17 protein-coding genes are annotated in these 18358 nt (G+C 65.7%); 6 read left to right on the top strand and 11 right to left on the bottom strand.

From position 1 onward, the window contains the following. Positions 1-96: 96 nt before the first annotated feature. Positions 97-738, bottom strand: coding sequence for a histidine phosphotransferase family protein (locus QOL68_RS03445; RefSeq protein ID WP_058454431.1), 642 nt, complete (start codon positions 736-738; stop codon positions 97-99). Between the two features lie 124 nt (positions 739-862). Between QOL68_RS03445 and QOL68_RS03440 the strand changes: the two genes are divergently transcribed. From QOL68_RS03440 to mtgA, 3 genes are all read left to right on the top strand, one after another. Continuing rightward, positions 863-1816, top strand: a complete 954-nt coding sequence (locus QOL68_RS03440) for an RluA family pseudouridine synthase (protein WP_058454432.1) — start codon at positions 863-865, stop codon at positions 1814-1816. Between the two features lie 78 nt (positions 1817-1894). Further along, positions 1895-2797 (top strand): RNA polymerase sigma factor RpoH, encoded by a 903-nt coding sequence (gene rpoH, locus QOL68_RS03435; protein ID WP_282946964.1) that lies wholly within the window; start codon positions 1895-1897, stop codon positions 2795-2797. Between the two features lie 142 nt (positions 2798-2939). Then, positions 2940-3647 carry a monofunctional biosynthetic peptidoglycan transglycosylase gene (gene mtgA / locus QOL68_RS03430; protein WP_282946962.1) on the top strand — a complete coding sequence of 236 codons (708 nt, stop codon included), beginning with the start codon at positions 2940-2942 and terminating at the stop codon, positions 3645-3647. A gap of 12 nt (positions 3648-3659) precedes the next feature. Here the strand turns inward: mtgA and QOL68_RS03425 are convergent, their stop codons facing one another. The 6 genes from QOL68_RS03425 to aspS all read right to left on the bottom strand — a co-directional run bounded on the left by QOL68_RS03425 (position 3660) and on the right by aspS (position 9237). Next, the gene (locus QOL68_RS03425) at positions 3660-4016 is read right to left on the bottom strand and encodes a hypothetical protein (RefSeq protein WP_204993142.1); all 357 of its coding nucleotides are present in this window, start codon (positions 4014-4016) and stop codon (positions 3660-3662) included. Positions 4017-4023: 7 nt separating this feature from the next. Beyond that, the gene (locus QOL68_RS03420; RefSeq protein WP_204993143.1) at positions 4024-4560 is read right to left on the bottom strand and encodes a J domain-containing protein; all 537 of its coding nucleotides are present in this window, start codon (positions 4558-4560) and stop codon (positions 4024-4026) included. A 55-nt stretch (positions 4561-4615) separates the two neighbouring features. Continuing rightward, the gene (locus tag QOL68_RS03415) at positions 4616-5401 is read right to left on the bottom strand and encodes a polyphosphate kinase 2 family protein (RefSeq protein ID WP_204993144.1); all 786 of its coding nucleotides are present in this window, start codon (positions 5399-5401) and stop codon (positions 4616-4618) included. A 70-nt stretch (positions 5402-5471) separates the two neighbouring features. Next, positions 5472-6404 (bottom strand): hypothetical protein, encoded by a 933-nt coding sequence (locus QOL68_RS03410; protein ID WP_282946957.1) that lies wholly within the window; start codon positions 6402-6404, stop codon positions 5472-5474. A gap of 55 nt (positions 6405-6459) precedes the next feature. Further along, positions 6460-7332 carry an alpha/beta fold hydrolase gene (locus QOL68_RS03405; RefSeq protein ID WP_282946955.1) on the bottom strand — a complete coding sequence of 291 codons (873 nt, stop codon included), beginning with the start codon at positions 7330-7332 and terminating at the stop codon, positions 6460-6462. A gap of 114 nt (positions 7333-7446) precedes the next feature. Further along, positions 7447-9237 (bottom strand): aspartate--tRNA ligase, encoded by a 1791-nt coding sequence (gene aspS / locus QOL68_RS03400; RefSeq protein ID WP_282946953.1) that lies wholly within the window; start codon positions 9235-9237, stop codon positions 7447-7449. 181 nt (positions 9238-9418) lie between these two features. Between aspS and rnd the strand changes: the two genes are divergently transcribed. Further along, the gene (gene rnd, locus QOL68_RS03395; protein ID WP_058454440.1) at positions 9419-10609 is read left to right on the top strand and encodes a ribonuclease D; all 1191 of its coding nucleotides are present in this window, start codon (positions 9419-9421) and stop codon (positions 10607-10609) included. On the opposite strand, the gene QOL68_RS03390 is transcribed toward rnd, so the two are convergent. From QOL68_RS03390 to QOL68_RS03375, 4 genes are read right to left on the bottom strand one after another with little or no spacing between them, the layout of a single operon-like run. Beyond that, positions 10606-12048 carry a Ppx/GppA family phosphatase gene (locus QOL68_RS03390; RefSeq protein WP_231728988.1) on the bottom strand — a complete coding sequence of 481 codons (1443 nt, stop codon included), beginning with the start codon at positions 12046-12048 and terminating at the stop codon, positions 10606-10608. The genes rnd and QOL68_RS03390 overlap by 4 nt on opposite strands. A gap of 51 nt (positions 12049-12099) precedes the next feature. Further along, positions 12100-14268 (bottom strand): RNA degradosome polyphosphate kinase, encoded by a 2169-nt coding sequence (locus tag QOL68_RS03385; RefSeq protein WP_204993150.1) that lies wholly within the window; start codon positions 14266-14268, stop codon positions 12100-12102. Further along, the gene (locus QOL68_RS03380) at positions 14259-14915 is read right to left on the bottom strand and encodes an HdaA/DnaA family protein (RefSeq protein ID WP_282946949.1); all 657 of its coding nucleotides are present in this window, start codon (positions 14913-14915) and stop codon (positions 14259-14261) included. Before QOL68_RS03380 ends, QOL68_RS03385 begins: the two co-directional genes overlap by 10 nt. Then, on the bottom strand, positions 14915-16186 hold the full coding sequence (locus tag QOL68_RS03375; protein WP_058454444.1) for a hypothetical protein: 1272 nt from the start codon (positions 16184-16186) through the stop codon (positions 14915-14917). The genes QOL68_RS03380 and QOL68_RS03375 overlap by 1 nt, the downstream gene beginning before the upstream one ends. An 85-nt stretch (positions 16187-16271) precedes the next feature. Between QOL68_RS03375 and purM the strand changes: the two genes are divergently transcribed. Together purM and purN are read left to right on the top strand one after the other, a co-directional pair. Then, the gene (purM, locus tag QOL68_RS03370) at positions 16272-17378 is read left to right on the top strand and encodes a phosphoribosylformylglycinamidine cyclo-ligase (protein ID WP_282946946.1); all 1107 of its coding nucleotides are present in this window, start codon (positions 16272-16274) and stop codon (positions 17376-17378) included. Further along, a complete protein-coding gene (gene purN / locus QOL68_RS03365) occupies positions 17371-18321 on the top strand; it encodes a phosphoribosylglycinamide formyltransferase (protein WP_282946944.1) in 951 nt (316 codons plus the stop codon). The genes purM and purN overlap by 8 nt, the downstream gene beginning before the upstream one ends. The last annotated feature ends 37 nt before the right edge of the window (positions 18322-18358 follow it).

Below are 18358 nucleotides of genomic sequence, written 5' to 3'. Positions count from 1 at the left end.
CCCAAAATCCCGGGCTCACCATTGCCGGACAATGGTTAATGGAGGGTTTGTTTAGGGGAGAATGTGCAAGGAAATTGCGCCGCTACGCGAGCGCGATCAGCGACCCTTGAGCACCGCGCCGACAAGCAGCGTGGTCGGTGTCTCGCGCGCCAGCATCACCGTGCCGCCATTCTGCCTCGCCACCGCCTGCACGAGCACCGCGGGCGCGGTGCGCGAGGTCATCGCGCTGGCGCCCTCCCCTTCGGCAAGGATGCGTTCGACATCGGCGTCGAGGAAGATGCGCTCGGCCTCGACGTGCAGCGCAATCTCGATGCCCTCTCCCTGATTTTCGCAGCCGATATCGAGCCGGCCGCCGCGCACCAGCGCATCGACGAGAAGGAGCGACAGGTTGAGGATGATCTTCACCGCGGGCTTGGGCAGCGGATCGGTCCCGATCATCCAGTTGAGGTCGATCGCGCGGTCGCCGATGATGCCCTGGATCGCAGACTTCGCCTCGTCGGCGGGAACCAGTTCGCCGAAACCGCCCGCCGACCCGAAGGCGAGGCGAAAGAATTTGAGCTTGTTCGCCGAGGTCCGCGCGCTCTGTTCGAGCAGCTCGATGCAGCGCGCCCGCATCTCCGGGTCTTTTTCGTCGGCCAGCAGTTCGAGTCCGTTGGCGAAGGCGCCGACGGGGCTCAAGAGATCATGGCATAGCCGCGAGGCCAGCATGGACGCGAAATCGACGCGGTCGTCGGACATGGATCACTCCCCGCAGACCGGACCTTTCCGGCTCGCGCCTGCTCCCTAAGGCAGGGACATGGTTAAGGGCAAGGGGCATCCCCTTCACCTTGAAATTCGGCGCCCCGCTCCCATATCGCGAGCAATGTTGGGGGACGACGAAATACTGACCGTGACGCTTGCAGACAGCGCGGCCGGGCTGCGGCTCGACCGGGCGCTGGCCGAGGCGCTCCCCGATCTTTCACGCGAGCGATTGAAGACGCTGATCAAGGGTGGCCGCGTTTCGGACGCGTCGGGCGCAGTGCTGTGGGATCCGTCGGCGAAGGCCGCGGCTGCGACGCTCGCGGTCCGTCTGCCCGCCCCCGCCCCGGCGCATAATGTCGCGCAGGATATGGACCTCGTCATCGCATTTGAGGACGAGCATCTGATCGTCGTCGACAAGCCTGCGGGGATGGTCGTCCACCCCGCCGCGGGCAATCTCGACGGGACGATGGTCAATGCGCTGCTCCACCATTGCGCGGGACAATTGTCGGGGGTCGGCGGCGTCGCGCGTCCCGGCATCGTCCACCGCATCGACAAGGATACCAGCGGGCTGATCGTCGCCGCGAAGCACGACAAGGCGCACGAAGGCCTGGCGAAGCAGTTCGCGGCGCACAGCATCGACCGCCGCTACCTGGCTCTCGCGACCGGCCGCCCGATCCCGCCGAACGGCACCGTCAACGCGGCGCTCGGGCGGTCGAGCACCAACCGCAAGAAGATGGCGGTGGTGGCCGAAGGGCGCGGCAAACATGCGATCACCCATTACCGGACGATCGAACCGCTGAAGAATGCGACATTGGTCGAATGCCGACTGGAAACCGGCCGCACGCATCAGGTGCGCGTCCATATGGCGCATATCGGCCATCCGCTGGTCGGCGACCCGGTCTATGGCCGCGCCAAAAAGCCGCTGTCGGACACATTAAAAGCCCGTAATTTTACGCGTCAGGCGTTGCACGCGGCGCATTTGGGCTTTATTCATCCGGTGACCGGTAACAGCATCGCGCTCGACAGCGAACTCCCAGCGGACATGCGGGAACTGATCGATGAACTGCGCGTTTAAGTTTCGAATGAAAATCTATTTTGACCGCTGGACCCAACCGGGGCAGAATGATTTCAGGTTTTAGGGAAGACACTCTCCATGGCTAACAAAAGCAATGTTCCGGCAGTGGTGCCCGCGCTCGGCGGTGAGGCGAGCCTGAACCGCTATCTGGCCGAAATCCGCAAATTTCCGCTGCTGACGCCCGAGCAGGAGTATATGCTCGCGAAGCGCTTTCAGGAGCATGGCGACAATGAAGCTGCGGCGCAGCTCGTCACTTCGCACCTCCGCCTCGTCGCGAAGATCGCGATGGGCTATCGCGGCTATGGCCTGCCGGTCAGCGAGCTGATCAGCGAGGGCAATATCGGCCTGATGCAGGGTGTGAAGAAGTTCGATCCCGAACGCGGCTTCCGCCTCGCCACCTATGCAATGTGGTGGATCCGCGCCTCGATCCAGGAATTCATCCTGCGGTCGTGGAGCCTCGTGAAGATGGGCACCACCGCGGCGCAGAAGAAGCTGTTCTTCAATCTGCGCCGGATGAAGAACAGCCTCGACGCGTTCGAGGACGGCGACCTCAGCCCCGAGCATGTGGCGAAGATCGCCAAGGATCTGGGCGTCACCGAGGACGAGGTCGTCAGCATGAACCGCCGCATGGCGATGGGCGGCGACACCTCGCTCAACGTCCCGATGGGCGAGGACGGCGACAGCCAGTGGCAGGATCTGCTTGGCGACGATGGTCCGCTGCAGGACGAACGCGTGGCCGAGGCCGAGGAACGCGACGTGCGGCACGAGCTGCTGACCGAAGCGCTGGCGACGCTCAACGAGCGCGAACGCCATATCCTGACCGAACGCCGCCTGACCGACGATCCGAAGACGCTCGAGGATCTGAGCCAGGTCTATGACGTCAGCCGCGAACGCGTGCGCCAGATCGAAGTGCGCGCCTTCGAGAAGCTGCAGAAGGCGATGCTCAAGCTGGCGGGCGACCGGCGACTGGTCAACGCATAGCCGCTGTATTTTCTTCGTCACCCCGGACTTGATCCGGGGTCCACTGCGACGCCGCAAAATGGACCCCGGATCAAGTCCGGGGTGACGATTATTATATGCCGTGCCCGCTTGCCACCACCTCGCTAGCGGCTAATTTGCCCGCATGGCAACGAAGTCCCGCGCGAAGACGCGCAAGCTCCCCTGGTATCTGCGGCCCATCAAATGGCTGCTCTGGTTCATCGCGATCTCGGTCGTCTGGGTGCTGATCTATGCTGTCGTGCCGCCGCCGGTGACGATCACGATGCTGACCGACGGCAACGGCATCACCAAGGACTGGACCAGCCTGTCGAACATCGACCGCAACATGGTGCGCGCCGCGATCGCCGCCGAGGACGGCAAGTTCTGCAGCCACGACGGCTTCGACCGCGCGGCGATCGAACAGGCGATCGAGCGCAACGCCAAGGGCAAGCGGATACGCGGCGGGTCGACGATCAGCCAGCAGACCGCGAAAAATGTCTTCCTGTGGCAGGGCAGCGGCTGGACGCGCTATATCCGCAAGGTGCCCGAGGTGTGGTTCACCTTCCTGATCGAGAAGATATGGGGCAAGCGGCGGATCATGGAGGTGTACCTCAACGTCGCCGAGACGGGGCTGGGCACCTATGGGGTCGAGGCCGGTGCGCAGCGTTATTTCAAGCATGGCGCCAGCAAGCTGACCCCGCCGGAGGCCGCACGGATCGCCGCGATCCTGCCGCTGCCGAAGAAGCGCGAGGCGGTGAGCCCGTCGGGCTTCACGCGACGCTATGGCAATTCGATCCGCGCGCGGATCGGAATCGTACGGCGCGATGGGCTGGATGGGTGTATCTACAATTAGAGCCGACAGGGCTCAAATGCCGAGAATCGAAACGATTTGACGCGCATCTGGCCTCCGTTCAAGCCAGTCAGCAAATTCAGAGAATAGTCGGCCCTGGACGGATAATTTGTCGAAGACCGGATGCCCCGAGTGGCGGAGCGCGACCGACATCTCTGTTCGACATTTCGACGAAAGTTCGAACACGCCATATCGACGCTCGGGCGACCATCCGGCGCAAGATGCCGAGATATGAGGTTCGATCAGATCGAATGCCGCCTCATTGAATGCCAAGCCAGCGCCCACTGCCGTATCCCAGCGGCCGTCGACGACTTGGATGCACAGGCCGCCCACCAAGCCTTGCGTTGGCCACCATTCGGGCGTCGAAACCATCGCTCGGTTACGCCGGCTTCCAGCTCTTCCGCTCTTCGGCCTGTTTGAGCACCTCGAACGCAGCCTGCCCTGCCGCGAAGCGCTTCGCGGCTTCGGCATCGCCCGGGTTCACGTCAGGATGGCATTCCTTGGCATAGGCGCGCCACGCCTTCTTCGTCGCGTCGAAATCGGCGTCGGGGTCGAGGCCGAGGAGTTCGAGCGCGCGCATCTCGTCGGCGCTGCGGCTACCGTCGCCCGATCCGCCCCAGGCATAATGCTGTGCGCGGGCGTAGCTGCGGGCGCCCTGCGCCTCTTCGGCGGCGCGCGCCGCGGCGTCTTCGGCGGAAAGGCCGGCGAAATAGTCCCAGCCGCGATTATATTCGGCGGCGTGCGCCTCGCAGAAATACCAGCGTTCGGGGCTGTTCGGCGACTTGGGCGCGGGGCAGTTGCCGGGATTGGTGCAACCGTGACGGTCGCACAGGCGGACCTTCTGCGTCTCGCGCGACGAGCCATAGGGGCGCCAGCGGGGAAAACCCCAGTCGTCGGATCTCTTGGCGCGGCTCATTCCACCCCATGTAGCAACGGGGGCGCCGATTGGCTAGGCGCGGCGGCCGGTAAACCTAGTTTTTCGGCGAATAGCCGAACGCCTTGTGCGCGAGCTTGACCACCGCGGGGTCGAGATCGGGCGGGGTCATCGGCACCGCCGCCTCCAGCGTCTCGATGACATGCCTCATCGCTGCGATGCGCGCCGCCTTCTTGTTGTTCCCGTCGATGACCGTCCACGGCGCCCAGCGCGTGTCGGTCTGCTGGAACATATCCTCCATCGCCGCCAGATATTGCTTGCGTTTCGAGCGGTTGCGATAGTCGTCGGCGCCGGTCTTCCACCGCTTCCACGGATCGTTGAGCCGGTCGGCGAAGCGTTTGTCCTGTTCCTCCTGCGTGACGTGGACGAACAGCTTGACCAGATTGGTATGGCTGCCGGTCAGTTGCGCCTCGAACTCGTTGATCTCGTCATAACCCTTGCGCCACTCGGCCTCGCTCGCATAGCCCTCGACGCGCTCGACAAGGACGCGGCCGTACCAACTGCGGTCGAAGATCGATATTTCGCGGTTGCCCGGCAGGCGCTTCCAGAAACGCCACAGAAAATGCCGCGCCTTTTCCTCTTCGTTCGGCGCCGCAATCGGCCACACCTCGAAATAGCGGGGGTCGAGCGACGCTGTCAGGCGCTGGATGATCCCGCCCTTCCCCGCCGCATCCCAGCCCTCGAGCATGATGACGCTGCGCTGGCCGTGGGTGATGTGCGCTGCCTGCACCCGTTCGAGCCGCGCCTCGAGCAGCGCGACGTCCTTGGCATAGTCGCCCGCATATTTGGCGCCGGTTTCATAGTCGGAGAGCTGGATGGTCATGGCCTTATCCTAGCCAAGCGGCGGCGATCGACCAAGCGCGCGATGTGTCCGTTTCCGGCACAAACCCCGGTTAGTCGACGCCCATCAGCCGCTTGCGTGCATCCCAGTCGGCGAGCGCGCGGCGGTGCCGGTCGATCCGCGCGATGCCTTCGCCGATATCGCGGTTCTTCGACCCCAGCCGCTGCGCCTCGCCGTACCAGTCCACCGCGGCGGCGAAATCGCCGCCCATCTCGGCGCAGAGGCCGAGGTTGAAGGCGAGCGCGGCGGTCGGCTCGGCGTCGCGCGTCAGGCGGGCCCATGTTTCGCAGGCCGCGGCGGGATCGCTCTTGGTCAGGCGGATCGCCTCCTTGAAGGCATCGGCCGCGGGCTTGCCGAGCCCCTTGCGATTTTCGTCGACGCGGACGTCGATCGCATAGCCCGTCGGCGCCAGATCGCGGCGGATCGCCTGCACCTGGTCGCGCTCGGCCCATTCGATATAATCGTCGGCGGTACGCGACGCGGCACGGTCGGGGCACCAGGTCTGCTGGTCACGCGCGCTGAGCGGGCGCGTATAGCGGATCGAGCCATCCTTGATCGCGACGAGCCGCGCGGTCGTCGCGACGGTGATCGTGCGGCGCCGGCACCGGATGTCGACATCGACCTCCGTTACGCACTTCTTCTTGTCGGCCGGATCATATTCGGTGCATTTCTTGCGCTTCTCGGTCACGGGCACCTCGTCGACGCTGGCGCGCGTCGTACCGGTGACGAGGCCGTCGATCGGCGCCCCCGATTCCGGCGCGACGATGCGATAATAGGAGCGGCCGTCGAAGCGGGCCTCGCCGAGCGCGGCTTCCAGATGCTGCGCAACCGCTGCGCCGTCCGCGCCCTCGAAGCGTTCGACGGCGACGCGGAGCAGGTCGTTGACATTTGCCGTCGCAGGGTCGCTGCCAGCGATGGGCAGCGTCTCGGCGGCCGCCGGGATCGCGAGAGACAGGGCAGTCGCAGCCAACAACGCACGCAGCATGAATCACCCCCCGATGTTCGACCCCGGCGTGGGCTATCGCAGCCCCGCGGGACTGTCAAAGCGCGGTTGCAATCAGGTCTGCGATGCGCCGCGGCGCTTCCATCGGGATGAAATGGCTGAGCTCAGCCCATTGCTCGTCACGCACCGAACCCAGCTGCGCACCGAGCCCCGGCCACGACGGGCTCACCGAGAAATCGAGATTGTTCGCGCGCTCGCCGCTTTTCGCGCGGATGACGGTCGACGGCGCGGCGATGCGGCCGAGCCAGGCATAGGGATCGGTGTGCGCGGCGCCGAGGTAGACCGATGCTTCGAGCCGCGGCGGGCAGGCGAGCTCCCATCCCTCTCCGTCGGCGGCGGGGAGCAGGCCGTATCGGCAATAGTCGGCGAGGACTTCAGGCTGCCAGTAGGCATAGGGCGGCCGCTCTGCAAAGCTTGCGAGCATCGCCTCCCAGCCGTCCCAGCGGTTGCGGCGACGGGCGACGGGGTGTTCGGACGGGTCGGGGACCGGCTCGCCCGCGGCGTGCGCGTAGAAGACCGGATCCATTATCACCGGGTCGATCAGGAAGATGTGCCGGAACGCGTCGGGGCGCTCTGCCGCGAGGCGGCTCAGCACATAGCTGCCCATGCTGTGCCCGCAGCCGACGAGCGGCGTACCGGCGAAGCGATCGACCAGTGGCAGCAACGCGTCCGATGTCGCCGCCCAGTCGGACAGCGAGGCGGGTTTGTAGCTGCGCCCATGGCCGCGGTGATCGGGGGCGATAACATGTGTGCTATCGGGAAGCGCGGCGACCACCTGATCCCATAGCCGCGCGTGAAAGCCCGTTGCGTGGAGCAGGAGGAACGAAGGGCCCTCGCCCCGCCGACCCCATTCGAACCAGCAGATTTCGCCTTCCGGCGTCGCCTGCCGGTGCTCGCGTGGCTGCTCCATTCAGATTGTCATCCCGGCGCGGGCCGGGATCTCGCCATCTCGTTCCGCCGCAGCGGCGAGATCCCGGCCTGCGCCGGGATGATGAGAAAAGCGAGACCGGCCGTTATCCAAGGATCAGTTCTTCGGACCATCCACCAAGCGGATATGCAGTTCCTTGAGCTGCTTTTCGCTGACCGGCGCGGGGGCACCCATCATCAGATCCTCGGCCTTCTGCGTCATCGGGAAGACGATCACTTCGCGGATGTTCGGCTCGTCGGCGAGCAGCATCACGATGCGGTCGACACCCGGCGCCGAACCGCCGTGCGGCGGGGCGCCGAACTTGAAGGCGTTGATCATGCCTGCAAAGTTCGTGTCGACGTCCTGCTGGCTGTAACCGGCAATTTCAAAAGCCTTGTACATGATGTCGGGGCGATGATTCCGGATCGCGCCCGACGACAGTTCGACGCCGTTGCAGACGATGTCATACTGATAGGCGAGGATATCGAGCGGATCCTTGGTCGTGAGCGCCTCCATCTCGCCCTGCGGCATCGAGAAGGGGTTGTGACTGAAATCGATCTTGCCGGTCTCTTCGTCGGCCTCGAACATCGGGAAATCGACGATCCAGCAGAATTCGAAGCGGCTCTTGTCGATGAGGTCCAGCTGTTCGGCGACGCGCGTGCGGGCGAGGCCGGCGAGCTTCGCGGCCTTCGCCTCGACGCCCGCGGCGAAGAAGATGCCGTCGTTGGGGCCGAGGCCCATCGCGTCGGCGATCGCCTTCATGCCCTCCTGGCCGTGGTTGTTGGCGATCGGGCCGCCGAACACGCCGTCCTTCTGCGTCGCATAGCCGAGGCCGGGGAAGCCTTCCGACTGCGCCCAGCTGTTCATCTCGTCGAAGAATTTGCGGCTCTTCTCGTGCGTTTCGGGGGCGGCGACGGCGCGGACGACCTGCCCTTCCTCGACCATCGATGCGAAGCGGCCGAAGCCCGAACCCTTGAAGAAATCGCCCACGTCATGGACGAGCAGCGGGTTGCGCAGATCGGGCTTGTCGCTGCCGTACTTCAGCATCGACTCGCGGTAGGGGATGCGCTTGAACGGCAGCGGCGACACGGTGCGGCCCTTGCCGTCGAAATCGGCGAATTCCTCGAACACACCGTGCAGGACGGGCTCGATCGCGGCGAAGACGTCGTCCTGCGTGACGAAGCTCATTTCGAAATCGAGCTGGTAGAATTCGCCGGGCGAGCGGTCGGCGCGCGCGTCCTCGTCGCGGAAGCAGGGCGCGATCTGGAAATAGCGGTCGAAGCCCGCGACCATCAGCAGTTGCTTGAACATCTGCGGCGCCTGCGGCAGCGCATAGAATTTGCCGGGATGGACGCGGCTGGGCACCAGATAGTCGCGCGCGCCCTCGGGGCTGCTCGCGGTCAGGATCGGGGTCTGGAACTCGGTGAAGCCCTGGTCGATCATCCGGCGGCGCAGCGACGAAATCACGTTCGAGCGCAGCACGATATTCTTGTGCAGCCGTTCGCGGCGGAGGTCGAGGAAGCGGTTGGTGAGACGGATTTCCTCGGGATATTCGGCCTCGCCGAACACCGGCAGCGGCAGGCGCTCGGCGGCCGACTGGACAGTCACCGCGGTCGGATAGATCTCGATCTCGCCGGTCGCGAGCTTCGGGTTGAGCGTCTCGGGCGAGCGCGCCGCGACCTTGCCGGTAAAGGTCAGGACGGACTCGGGGCCGACGCCATTGACCGTGGGATAAAGGTCCGAGCCGGTCTCCACCACGATCTGGGTAATGCCATAATGGTCGCGAAGGTCGACGAAGAGCACGTTCGCATGCTCGCGCGTCCGGTGCACCCAGCCCGAAAGGCGGACGTCCTCGCCAACGTTGGCGGCGCGAAGATCGGCGCAAGTGTGGGTACGATAGGCGTGCATTGTGATCGTCTTTCAAATGTCAGGAGAGGCGCGCCGGAAAACGCCCCGATATGGCCGCGCCTAAGGCAATGCGGCGCACGATTTGTCAAGGGTCGAGGGCGGATTCGCCCTCTCCGCGTCTCCAGTTCATCCGCAGTAAATTTTCCTGCCCGCTTCGTCAAAGTCGCGGTATAGGCCGGACATGCAAATCCATCCGCTTATCGAAACCAGTGCAGCACTCGCCGAATTTGTCGACCTCATCAAGGGCAGCGATTTCATCGCCGTCGACACCGAATTCATGCGCGAAAACACCTTCTGGCCCGAACTCTGCCTGATCCAGGTCGCCGACAGCGACCATGCCGCCGCGATCGATCCGATGGCGCCGGGAATGGACCTGCAGCCCCTACTCGACCTGATGGTCGACAATGAGGACATATTGAAGGTCTTCCACGCAGGCGGGCAGGATGTCGAAATCATCTTCAACCTGACCGGCAAGACCCCGCACCCGATCTTCGATACGCAGATCGGCCAGATGGCGCTGGGCCAGGCCGAACAGGTCGGTTATTCGAACCTGGTCGAGGCGTGGATCGGCCTGCAACTCGACAAGGGCGCGCGCTTCACCGACTGGAGCCGCCGCCCGCTCGACAAGCGCCAGATCGACTATGCGATCGGCGATGTCACGCACCTCGCGAAAATCTTTCCGATGATGCTCAAGAAGCTGGTCAAGACCGGCCGCGGCCACTGGCTCGACGAGGAGATGGAAAAGCTCGCCGACCCCGCCAACTACACCCTCGATCCCGAAAAGGCATGGCAGCGGATCAAGGTGCCGACGCGCAAGCCCGAGGTGCTGGGGCGACTGAAGTCGCTCGCGGCGTGGCGCGAGCGCGAGGCGCGCAACAAGAACCTGCCACGCGGCCGCATCGTCAAGGACGAGACGCTCGCCGACCTTGCCGCGCATCCGCCCAAGGCGCAGGAGGGCCTTGGCGGCGTGCGTGGGCTGTCGGCAACGTGGAAGTCGAACGACATCGGCGGCCGGCTGATGGACGCGATCGCCGCCGCGAAACCGCTGGCGAAAGAGGACATGCCCGACCGCGCGCCGCGCGGGCCGGGGCTCGGCAAGGAAGGCGCGCTCGTTGCCGACCTGCTGAAGCTCCTCCTCAAGATTCGCGCGCGCGAACTCAACGTCGCCGCGCGGCTGATCGCGCGCAGCGACGAACTGGAAGCGCTCGCCGCGAACGGACGCAGCGACGACATCCCGATGATGCAGGGCTGGCGCTACGACGTCTTCGGCCACGCCGCGCTCGACCTGGTCGAGGGGCGGATGGGGTTCGCCGTCAAGAACGGCAAGCTGGTGATGAGCGAAATCGACACTGCCACCGCGAGCGAGGTCTAAAGCAGAACCAGTTCCGGTTTCGCGTCCAGCGCCTGCGCGAGAAGGCGCAGCCGACGCTCGACCGACTCACCTGCAAGATGGTGCCATCCGGCATCGAGACACAGCCTGAGCTTGCCGTCGACAAGCGCAATCCCGCTCGCCTTCAATGGCGCCTCGACCCCGCCGGTGAGCCGCTGCGCGAGACGGATCGCAAGCCCCCATTGCCGCGCGCGCGCGAGCCGGTCGGGGCTGACGAGCGCCCCCATCGCGGGAAATTCGGCGTCGGCGCCGCCGAAGCCCGCATACAGCGCGCGCGCCAGCAGGACACGGCCCGGAATGTCGATGCTGCGCCAATTGCCGTGGAGCCCGATCTCGGCCCCGCGCTCCGCGCGGAAATCGGGGTTCGCCGACCAGGCAACGTCGCTGAGCAGGCTCGCGGCAAGGCGGACGCGGCTGTCCTGCGGCGCCTCCCCGGCGAACAGCGGCGCGATCCAGTCGGCGATCGCGCGGCCGTGCGGCGCGAAGCGGGCGAGACGGCGTCCTTCGAATTCCGCCGCGACGATCAACGGATCCTGCGCGCGCGTCTCCGCGTCGAGAGCCTGATAGAGCAAGCCCTCGCGAAGCCCTGACGACGACACGGTCATCTCGGGGACGTCGAGAATGTTGACGAGCGCCGCGAGCAACGCCGCGGCGTCAGGCAGCGCGGCGGCGCGGTTCGAGGCCATGCCGGGGATCGCGCGCAATTGCTCGAACGTCAGCCGCCGGGTCGCGCGAATCAGTCGCCGGATCGCGGTGCGCGGGAAGGTGTGCTGGTCGAGCACGGCAAGCGGATCCTTGGTCAGTTCAAGGTCGAGACGCGAAAGCGCACGCCACGACCCCCCGACGAGGTAGAGCGGCAAGCCAGTGAGCCCCTCGCGCGGCCAGTCGGCCGCCTTCAGCATCTTGCGGATCGCGCGCTCGAACCCCGCTTCGCCATCCTTGCGGAGCGCGGGCAAGCGCAACACCCCGAGCGGGAAGGAGGCACGCCGCCCCACCTTGCCGTCGGCAACTTCGGCGAGCTCAAGGCTGCCGCCGCCAAGGTCGACCGCGATCCCGCGCGCGTCCGGGATCGCCGAAAGCACGCCATAGCCCGCCGCCTCGGCCTCCTCTTCGCCTGACAGCAGGCGGATATTCAGTCCCGCTTCGGCGGCAGCCGCAATGAACGCCGGACCGTTCGCGGCATCGCGGACCGCCGCTGTTGCTACGCATTGCAGGTCTTTGACCTCCATATGCCTGGCAAGCAGCGCATAGCGGCGCAGCGCGACAAGGCCGCGCTCGGCATCCTCGGCGGCGATGCGGCCGTCGGTCGACAGTCCGCGGCCAAGGCCTGCCGCGACCTTCTCGTTGAAGATCACCGCGGGCGCGCGTGCGGGGCCTTCATAAACGACGATACGGACCGAGTTGGATCCGATGTCGATCACCGCGGAGCGGTGGACGGCCTGTCTGGAAGTGCGTACCTGCCCCAAAACCGATCACGCCTCGCGCATGGGAAAGTCGAGCGTCGGGACGTCATGACGCTTGTGAAGCGCCGTGCCCCGGCCCGAGAGCGACGGGTTGTTCATGAAATAATGATGCAGGTTGAAGGGCTTATCTCCGGAAACCAAGCGCCGGTACGTGCCATCGGGTTGCAGCACCCAGCTCTGTTCATTGTCGATCAGGTTCGCGACGAGCACCTGATCCAGTATCTGGTCGTGAACGGTCGGATTCTCGATCGGGATCATATATTCGACGCGGCGGTCGAAGTTTCTCGGCATCCAGTCGGCGCTCGAGATATAGAGCTTCGCGCCGCTATGCGGCAGGCGCTCGCCGTTCGCGAAAGCCCAGATGCGGCTGTGTTCGAGGAAGCGGCCGACGATCGACTTGACCCGGATCGTTTCGGATAGCCCACGGACACCGGGACGCAGGCAACAGATGCCGCGCACGATCAGTTCGATCGGCACTCCGGCCGCGCTCGCCTCATAGAGCTTGTCGATGATATCGGGGTCGACGAGGCTGTTCATCTTCGCCCACAGGCCCGACGGGCGCCCGTCTTTCGCCGCCGCGATCTCTGCATCGATCAGGTCGCTCAGGTGCGCCCGCATGTTGAGCGGCGACATCGTGACCATCTCGAGCCGCTCGGGTTCGACATAGCCGGTGATGTAATTGAACAGCTGCGCCGCGTCGCGCCCCGCGCGCGGATCGGCGGTGAAGAAGCTCAAATCGGTATAGATGCGCGCGGTGACCGGGTGGTAATTGCCGGTGCCGAAGTGGCAGTAGGTGCGATACCCCGGCCCTTCGCGGCGCACGACCATCGAGATTTTCGCGTGCGTCTTCCACTCGATGAAGCCGTACACGACCTGCACCCCCGCGCGTTCGAGCTGGTTCGCCCAGAGAAGATTCTGCTCCTCGTCGAAGCGCGCCTTGAGTTCGACGACCGCCGTCACCGACTTGCCCGCCTCGGCCGCCTCGATCAGCGCGCGGATGACCGGCGACTGGTTGCCAGCGCGATAGAGCGTCTGCTTGATCGCGACGACGTCGGGATCGGCAGCGGCCTGGCGCAGGAAGGAGAGCACGACGTCGAAGCTCTCATAGGGATGGTGGACGAGAATGTCCTTGCTTCGGATCGCGGCGAAGCAATCGCCGCCATGTTCGCGGATGCGTTCGGGGAAACGCGCCGAATAGGCGGGGAATTTCAGGTCGGGGCGATCGACGTCGACCAGTGCCGACAGCGCGGCGAGCCCGACGAAGCCGCCGATCTTGGCGACGATCGCCTCATGCCCCTGGATGTCGGCGTTGAGAACGGCGGCGAGATCGGCCGGCATGTCGGCCTCGAGCTCGAGCAGGATCACGCGGCCGCGGCGACGGCGGCGGATCGCCGTGCGGAACAGGCGCACCAGATCCTCGGCCTCCTCCTCGATTTCGATGTCGCTGTCGCGGATGATGCGGAAGACGCCGATCGCGCGGATCGAGAAGCCCGGAAAGACGAGGTCGCCGAAAATCTCGATCAGATATTCGATCGGAACGAAACCGCCCGGCTCGCCCGGTACCGGGACAAAGCGCGCCAATGAGGCGGGGATCATCACCAGCTCGCGCACCGTGTCGCCGGTGGCCTTGCGCTGAAGATCGAAGATCACGCCGACGCCGCGGTTCGGGATGAAGGGAAACGGATGCGCAGGGTCGAGCACCTGCGGGGTGAGGATCGGGAATATCTGGTCGAGGAAATATTGGCGGAGCGCGCGGCGCAGCTTTTCGACGTCGGAGCCGGCGCCGTGGACGACGATTCCCTGTTCGGCGAGCAGCCGGTGCAACTGCTGCCACTCGCTCTGCTGCTGGTCGACGAGGCGGTTCACCTCGGCCTCGATCTCGGCGAGCTGCTGTCCCGGCGAGCGGCCGTCGGCCGAGGGATCGTCGATCCCCTGGAGCTGCTGGCCCTTCAGGCCTGCGACGCGGACCATGAAGAATTCGTCGAGGTTGCTGCCCGAAATCGACAGGAAGCGAAGCCGTTCGAGCAACGGATGCGCCGGGTTGCGCGCCTCCTCCATCACCCGCCGGTTGAAGGCGAGCCACGACAGTTCGCGATTGAAGAAGCGCGCGGGGCCGAGCGAGGGTTGCGCCGTATCGGCGTCATTGTCGGCGCGAAGGGGATTGCCGCCTATCGACATTTCGGTGCGTCCTGCCTTTCGAGGAGATCGGGATCGATCAGCCCCTGTGACAGTAATGTTTCACGCGTAAGACGAACGCTAACGCCGCGTCCCTTTTCGAGCGACGCCGCATCAAGCGCAGCGACGACGCGATGGATCATGGCATAGCTGCGTTCCATCCGCGGCACGATATAGGAAGCGACCCCGGGCGCCAACGCCATCCCGCGCTGCGCGAACAGCGCCTCGATCAGGTCGCGCGCCAAGCAGTCATCGGGCTCGCCGATCGCGAGCACCGGGACCGCGCGGAGCCGCGACGCCAGGTCGGGCAGCCCGATCCCCCATTCGGACGGCGGCGCATCGGCGATGATGAGCAGCGGGGTGCCCGACGATTGCGCGGCATTCCATGCGTGGAAAATCTCTTCCTCGGACACGCTATCATGCCCGTCGATCACGCGCCCGCCGGTTTCGCGCGCGAAGATCCGACCCATCAGGCTGCGCCCCGAACCGCGCGGGCCGGTGAGCACGGCGGAGCGCACCGGCCAGGTCGCGACATGGCGGAGGTATCGCACCGCATCGGCATTGCTCGCGCCGACGATCAGCGGACCGTCGTTCGAACCGCCGGAGCTCCAGTCGAGCGGCAGCGCGAATTGTCCCGGACGCGCCGACATCAGCGACTGATCCTGAGCTGGCCGCCGCCTTCCTGGACATTGAAACCGCGCGCCGCGAGCGCCGCCTTCAGCGCCGCGAGGTCGCCGCGGAAGGTCACGCGCATCACCGACATGCCGCCGAGCGCGAGGCTGGTGGTCGAGGCCGACTGCACGCCCGCGACGCCCGCAACCGCGCGCTCGGTCGCCGATACCGAGTCAACATCGGGCGAGTTGTACTGGACCGTGAAGCTCTGGAGGCCCGCCGCCGGGGTCGCCGTCGTCGCGCTGCCGTCGGTTTCGACCGGCAAGGCTTCGTCGGCCGCCGTCTCCTCGGGCAGGTCTTCCTTTTCGACAGGTTTTTCGAGCACGAGATAGGTGTCGGTGCGCAGCACACCCTCCGCAAGCGCGGCGGTGTAGATCGAATCCATCCGCGCCACCGCCTTCTGCATCATGTCGGGAAGCGCCGCGGGGCTCGGGCCCGTCATGGTGAACGTACCGATCAGCTTGTTGTCGGGGCCGAAACGCGCCGCGAAATAGCCTTTGATCGGGCCGCCGGGATAACTGTACTCGACCCGCGCGATCGGGATCAGCACGTCGGCGGCGCCATATTGGTCGAGGATCACGCGCCACCAGACGCGGCTGCGGCGGCCGGTTTGCCCCGCGTTTAGTAGCAGGGTATCTGCGCCGGTGCCCGCGGTGCGTACATAGTCGATCGCGCTCTGCCCGGTGTTATACTCGGCCCAGGCGCGCTGCCAGGCACTGCGCTGTTCGAACACCTGCTGGATGCCGTCGATCGAATAGACGGGGATGACGAGCAGCGGCGGCGAGCGAAGCGTGCGGCCGCTCACGCCCAGGATCTGCCCTGCGCGGACGCGGTCGAACTGGACGCCGAGTTTCGCGACATAGCGGCGCGGGCCGATCTGTTCCTCCTCGACGACGATCGCGGTCACGATGCCGTCGAGAACCGAATCGCCGAGCGCCGGTCCGTCCGAACCGTTGATCCGCCTGTAGAGTTGCGCCCAGCCCTTGCGCTGCGCCTCGCGCCAGCCTTTTTCCCGGGCGTCGTCGGCATTGTCGCCGATGACGTCGACCGCGATCCCGCTCGCCAGAAAGTCGCCGCTGCTGTTGATAGGGGTGATGCCGCGGTCGCCGCGGCTGATCTGCCCCTCGACGATGCCCGCGAGCAGAATCGCGCAGAGCAGACCGAAAAGCGCCGGCCAGCGCCAGTCACGCGGTGCGAGCGAGCGGAGCGTGAAGCCGGATGCGGTACGGGGGAAAGCGGCGGCAGTCATATCTTCTCTGGTCTTTGCCCCGAAGTGCGATGCCCGACAAGGAAATCATGGCAATTGTCGGCCGGAAGCGTTAGGCGCGCTGGCCATGGATTCCAAGCAGAACAAACCCGCCAGCTACACTTATGCGGAGGCCGGCGTCTCGATCGAGACCGGCAATGCGCTGGTCCGTGCCATCGCCCCGCTCGCCCGGGCGACGCGCCGTCCCGGCGCCGACGCCGATCTGGGCGGGTTCGGCGGTTTCTTCGACTTGAAGGCGGCGGGGTTCAACGATCCGCTGCTCGTCGCGGCGAACGACGGGGTCGGCACCAAGCTCAAGCTCGCGATCGAATCGGGCAAGCACGACGGCGTCGGCATCGACCTTGTCGCCATGTGCGCCAACGACCTGATCGTGCAGGGCGCCGAGCCGCTGTTTTTCCTCGACTATTATGCGACGGGCAAGCTCGACAACGCGGTCGCGACCGACGTCGTCGCAAGCATCGCCGAAGGGTGCAAACAGGCGGGCTGCGCACTCATCGGCGGCGAGACCGCCGAAATGCCGGGCATGTATTCGGACGGCGACTATGACCTCGCCGGTTTCTGCGTCGGCGCGGTCGAGCGCGACCAGGTGCTGACCGCCGACAAGGTCGCATCGGGCGACGTCATCCTCGGCCTTGCCTCGTCGGGCGTCCATTCGAACGGCTTTTCGCTGGTGCGCCGCCTCGCGGCCGACAAGGGCTGGAAGCTCGACCGCCCCGCCCTGTTCGACCAGAATATCCGTCTGATCGACGCGCTGATGGCGCCGACGCGCATTTACGTGAAGAGCCTGTTGCCGCTCGTGAAGACCGGCCAGATCCACGCCCTCGCGCACATCACCGGCGGCGGTTTGCTCGAAAATATCCCGCGCGTGCTGCCGAAAGCGCTGCAAGCGCATGTCGATGCCGACGCGTGGGAGCAGCCGCGGCTGATGGCGTTCCTGCAGGCGCAGGGGAATATCGAGCCCGAGGAAATGGCGCGCACCTTCAACTGCGGGATCGGCATGGCGGTCGTCGTCGCCGAGGGCGATGTCGCCGACGTGTCAGCGGCACTTGAAGCCGCGGGCGAGACGGTGTTCCGCATCGGTCATATCGCGGCTGGCGAGAAGGGCTGCACCGTGAGCGGCTCACCCGAGACATGGAGCGCGCGCGCCGCATGGAGCGCCACGCATAATGGCTAAGGCGCGCGTCGCCGTCCTGATCTCCGGTGCCGGCACCAATATGGCGGCGCTGCTCTACGCCGCGAAGGCCGCCGACTGCCCCTATGAGCTGGTGCTCGTCGCGAGCAACAATCCCGATGCGCCAGGCCTTGCGATCGCCGCGGCCGAGGGTGTTCCGACGTGGAGCCTTTCGCACAAGGGCATCAATCGCGATGCGTTCGACGCGCTGGTCGACGAGCAATTACGCGAAGCGGGTTCAGAGTTCGTCGCGCTCGCGGGCTATATGCGGATCTTGAGCGACGATTTCGTCGCGCGCTGGGCGGGCAGGATGATCAATATCCACCCGAGCCTGCTTCCCAAATATAGGGGGCTGAACACCCACAGCCAGGCGATCGACGCGGGCGACAAATTCGGCGGATGCAGCGTCCATATCGTGACGCCGGGTGTCGACGAAGGCCCCGTGCTGGCGCAAACGCCCGTCGCGATCGTTGCGGGCGACACGGCGGAAACGCTGGCGGAGCGCGTGCGCTTTGCCGAGCATCAGCTATATCCCGCCACTCTCGCCGCGTTCGTGGCGCGCGAACGCGCGCCCGACTGGCTCCTCGGCCGCGTGCGCGAGCTTGCGATGGCGCTGCCCGAGGTCGACGAGGTGACATCGCACGGCATGCCCTGTTTCGGGATCGTGAAGGGCAAGAAGTTTGCCTATTTCACGCAGGACCATCATGGCGACGGCAAGACCGCGCTGCTGGTCAAGATCAGCGGCGCCGACGAACAGGCGCAGCTCATCGAGATGGACGCCGACCGCTACTACCGCCCCGCCTATTTCGGTGACGGGTGGGTCGGCATCCGCCTCGACCTCGGCGACACCGACTGGGATGCGATCGGCGAATGGCTGCGCAAGAGCTGGCTGGCGATCGCGCCGAAGAAGCTCGCGGGGCTGATGGGCGTGGCCGACGAATTCTGACGAAAAAGGCCGCCGGATCGCTCCGGCGGCTTCTTCG

Origin of the sequence: Sphingopyxis sp. Geo25 (assembly GCF_949769135.1) — a bacterium.
Taxonomy (GTDB): Bacteria; Pseudomonadota; Alphaproteobacteria; order Sphingomonadales; family Sphingomonadaceae; genus Sphingopyxis.
Note: the sequence above shows the minus strand (reverse complement) of the source record. Positions and strands in the feature narration are given on the sequence as shown.

Coding starts and splice junctions, on each gene's coding strand:
- QOL68_RS03405 (WP_282946955.1), bottom strand. CDS start 7,332: ATGGAGCAGCCACGCGAGCACCGGCAGGCGACGCCGGAAGGCGAAATC.
- QOL68_RS03415 (WP_204993144.1), bottom strand. CDS start 5,401: ATGACCATCCAGCTCTCCGACTATGAAACCGGCGCCAAATATGCGGGC.
- QOL68_RS03425 (WP_204993142.1), bottom strand. CDS start 4,016: ATGGTTTCGACGCCCGAATGGTGGCCAACGCAAGGCTTGGTGGGCGGC.
- QOL68_RS03440 (WP_058454432.1), top strand. CDS start 863: ATGTTGGGGGACGACGAAATACTGACCGTGACGCTTGCAGACAGCGCG.
- QOL68_RS03375 (WP_058454444.1), bottom strand. CDS start 16,186: ATGACTGCCGCCGCTTTCCCCCGTACCGCATCCGGCTTCACGCTCCGC.
- QOL68_RS03445 (WP_058454431.1), bottom strand. CDS start 738: ATGTCCGACGACCGCGTCGATTTCGCGTCCATGCTGGCCTCGCGGCTA.
- QOL68_RS03380 (WP_282946949.1), bottom strand. CDS start 14,915: ATGTCGGCGCGTCCGGGACAATTCGCGCTGCCGCTCGACTGGAGCTCC.
- aspS (WP_282946953.1), bottom strand. CDS start 9,237: ATGCACGCCTATCGTACCCACACTTGCGCCGATCTTCGCGCCGCCAAC.
- QOL68_RS03410 (WP_282946957.1), bottom strand. CDS start 6,404: ATGCTGCGTGCGTTGTTGGCTGCGACTGCCCTGTCTCTCGCGATCCCG.
- QOL68_RS03420 (WP_204993143.1), bottom strand. CDS start 4,560: ATGAGCCGCGCCAAGAGATCCGACGACTGGGGTTTTCCCCGCTGGCGC.
- purN (WP_282946944.1), top strand. CDS start 17,371: ATGGCTAAGGCGCGCGTCGCCGTCCTGATCTCCGGTGCCGGCACCAAT.
- rnd (WP_058454440.1), top strand. CDS start 9,419: ATGCAAATCCATCCGCTTATCGAAACCAGTGCAGCACTCGCCGAATTT.
- rpoH (WP_282946964.1), top strand. CDS start 1,895: ATGGCTAACAAAAGCAATGTTCCGGCAGTGGTGCCCGCGCTCGGCGGT.
- mtgA (WP_282946962.1), top strand. CDS start 2,940: ATGGCAACGAAGTCCCGCGCGAAGACGCGCAAGCTCCCCTGGTATCTG.
- QOL68_RS03385 (WP_204993150.1), bottom strand. CDS start 14,268: ATGTCGATAGGCGGCAATCCCCTTCGCGCCGACAATGACGCCGATACG.
- purM (WP_282946946.1), top strand. CDS start 16,272: ATGGATTCCAAGCAGAACAAACCCGCCAGCTACACTTATGCGGAGGCC.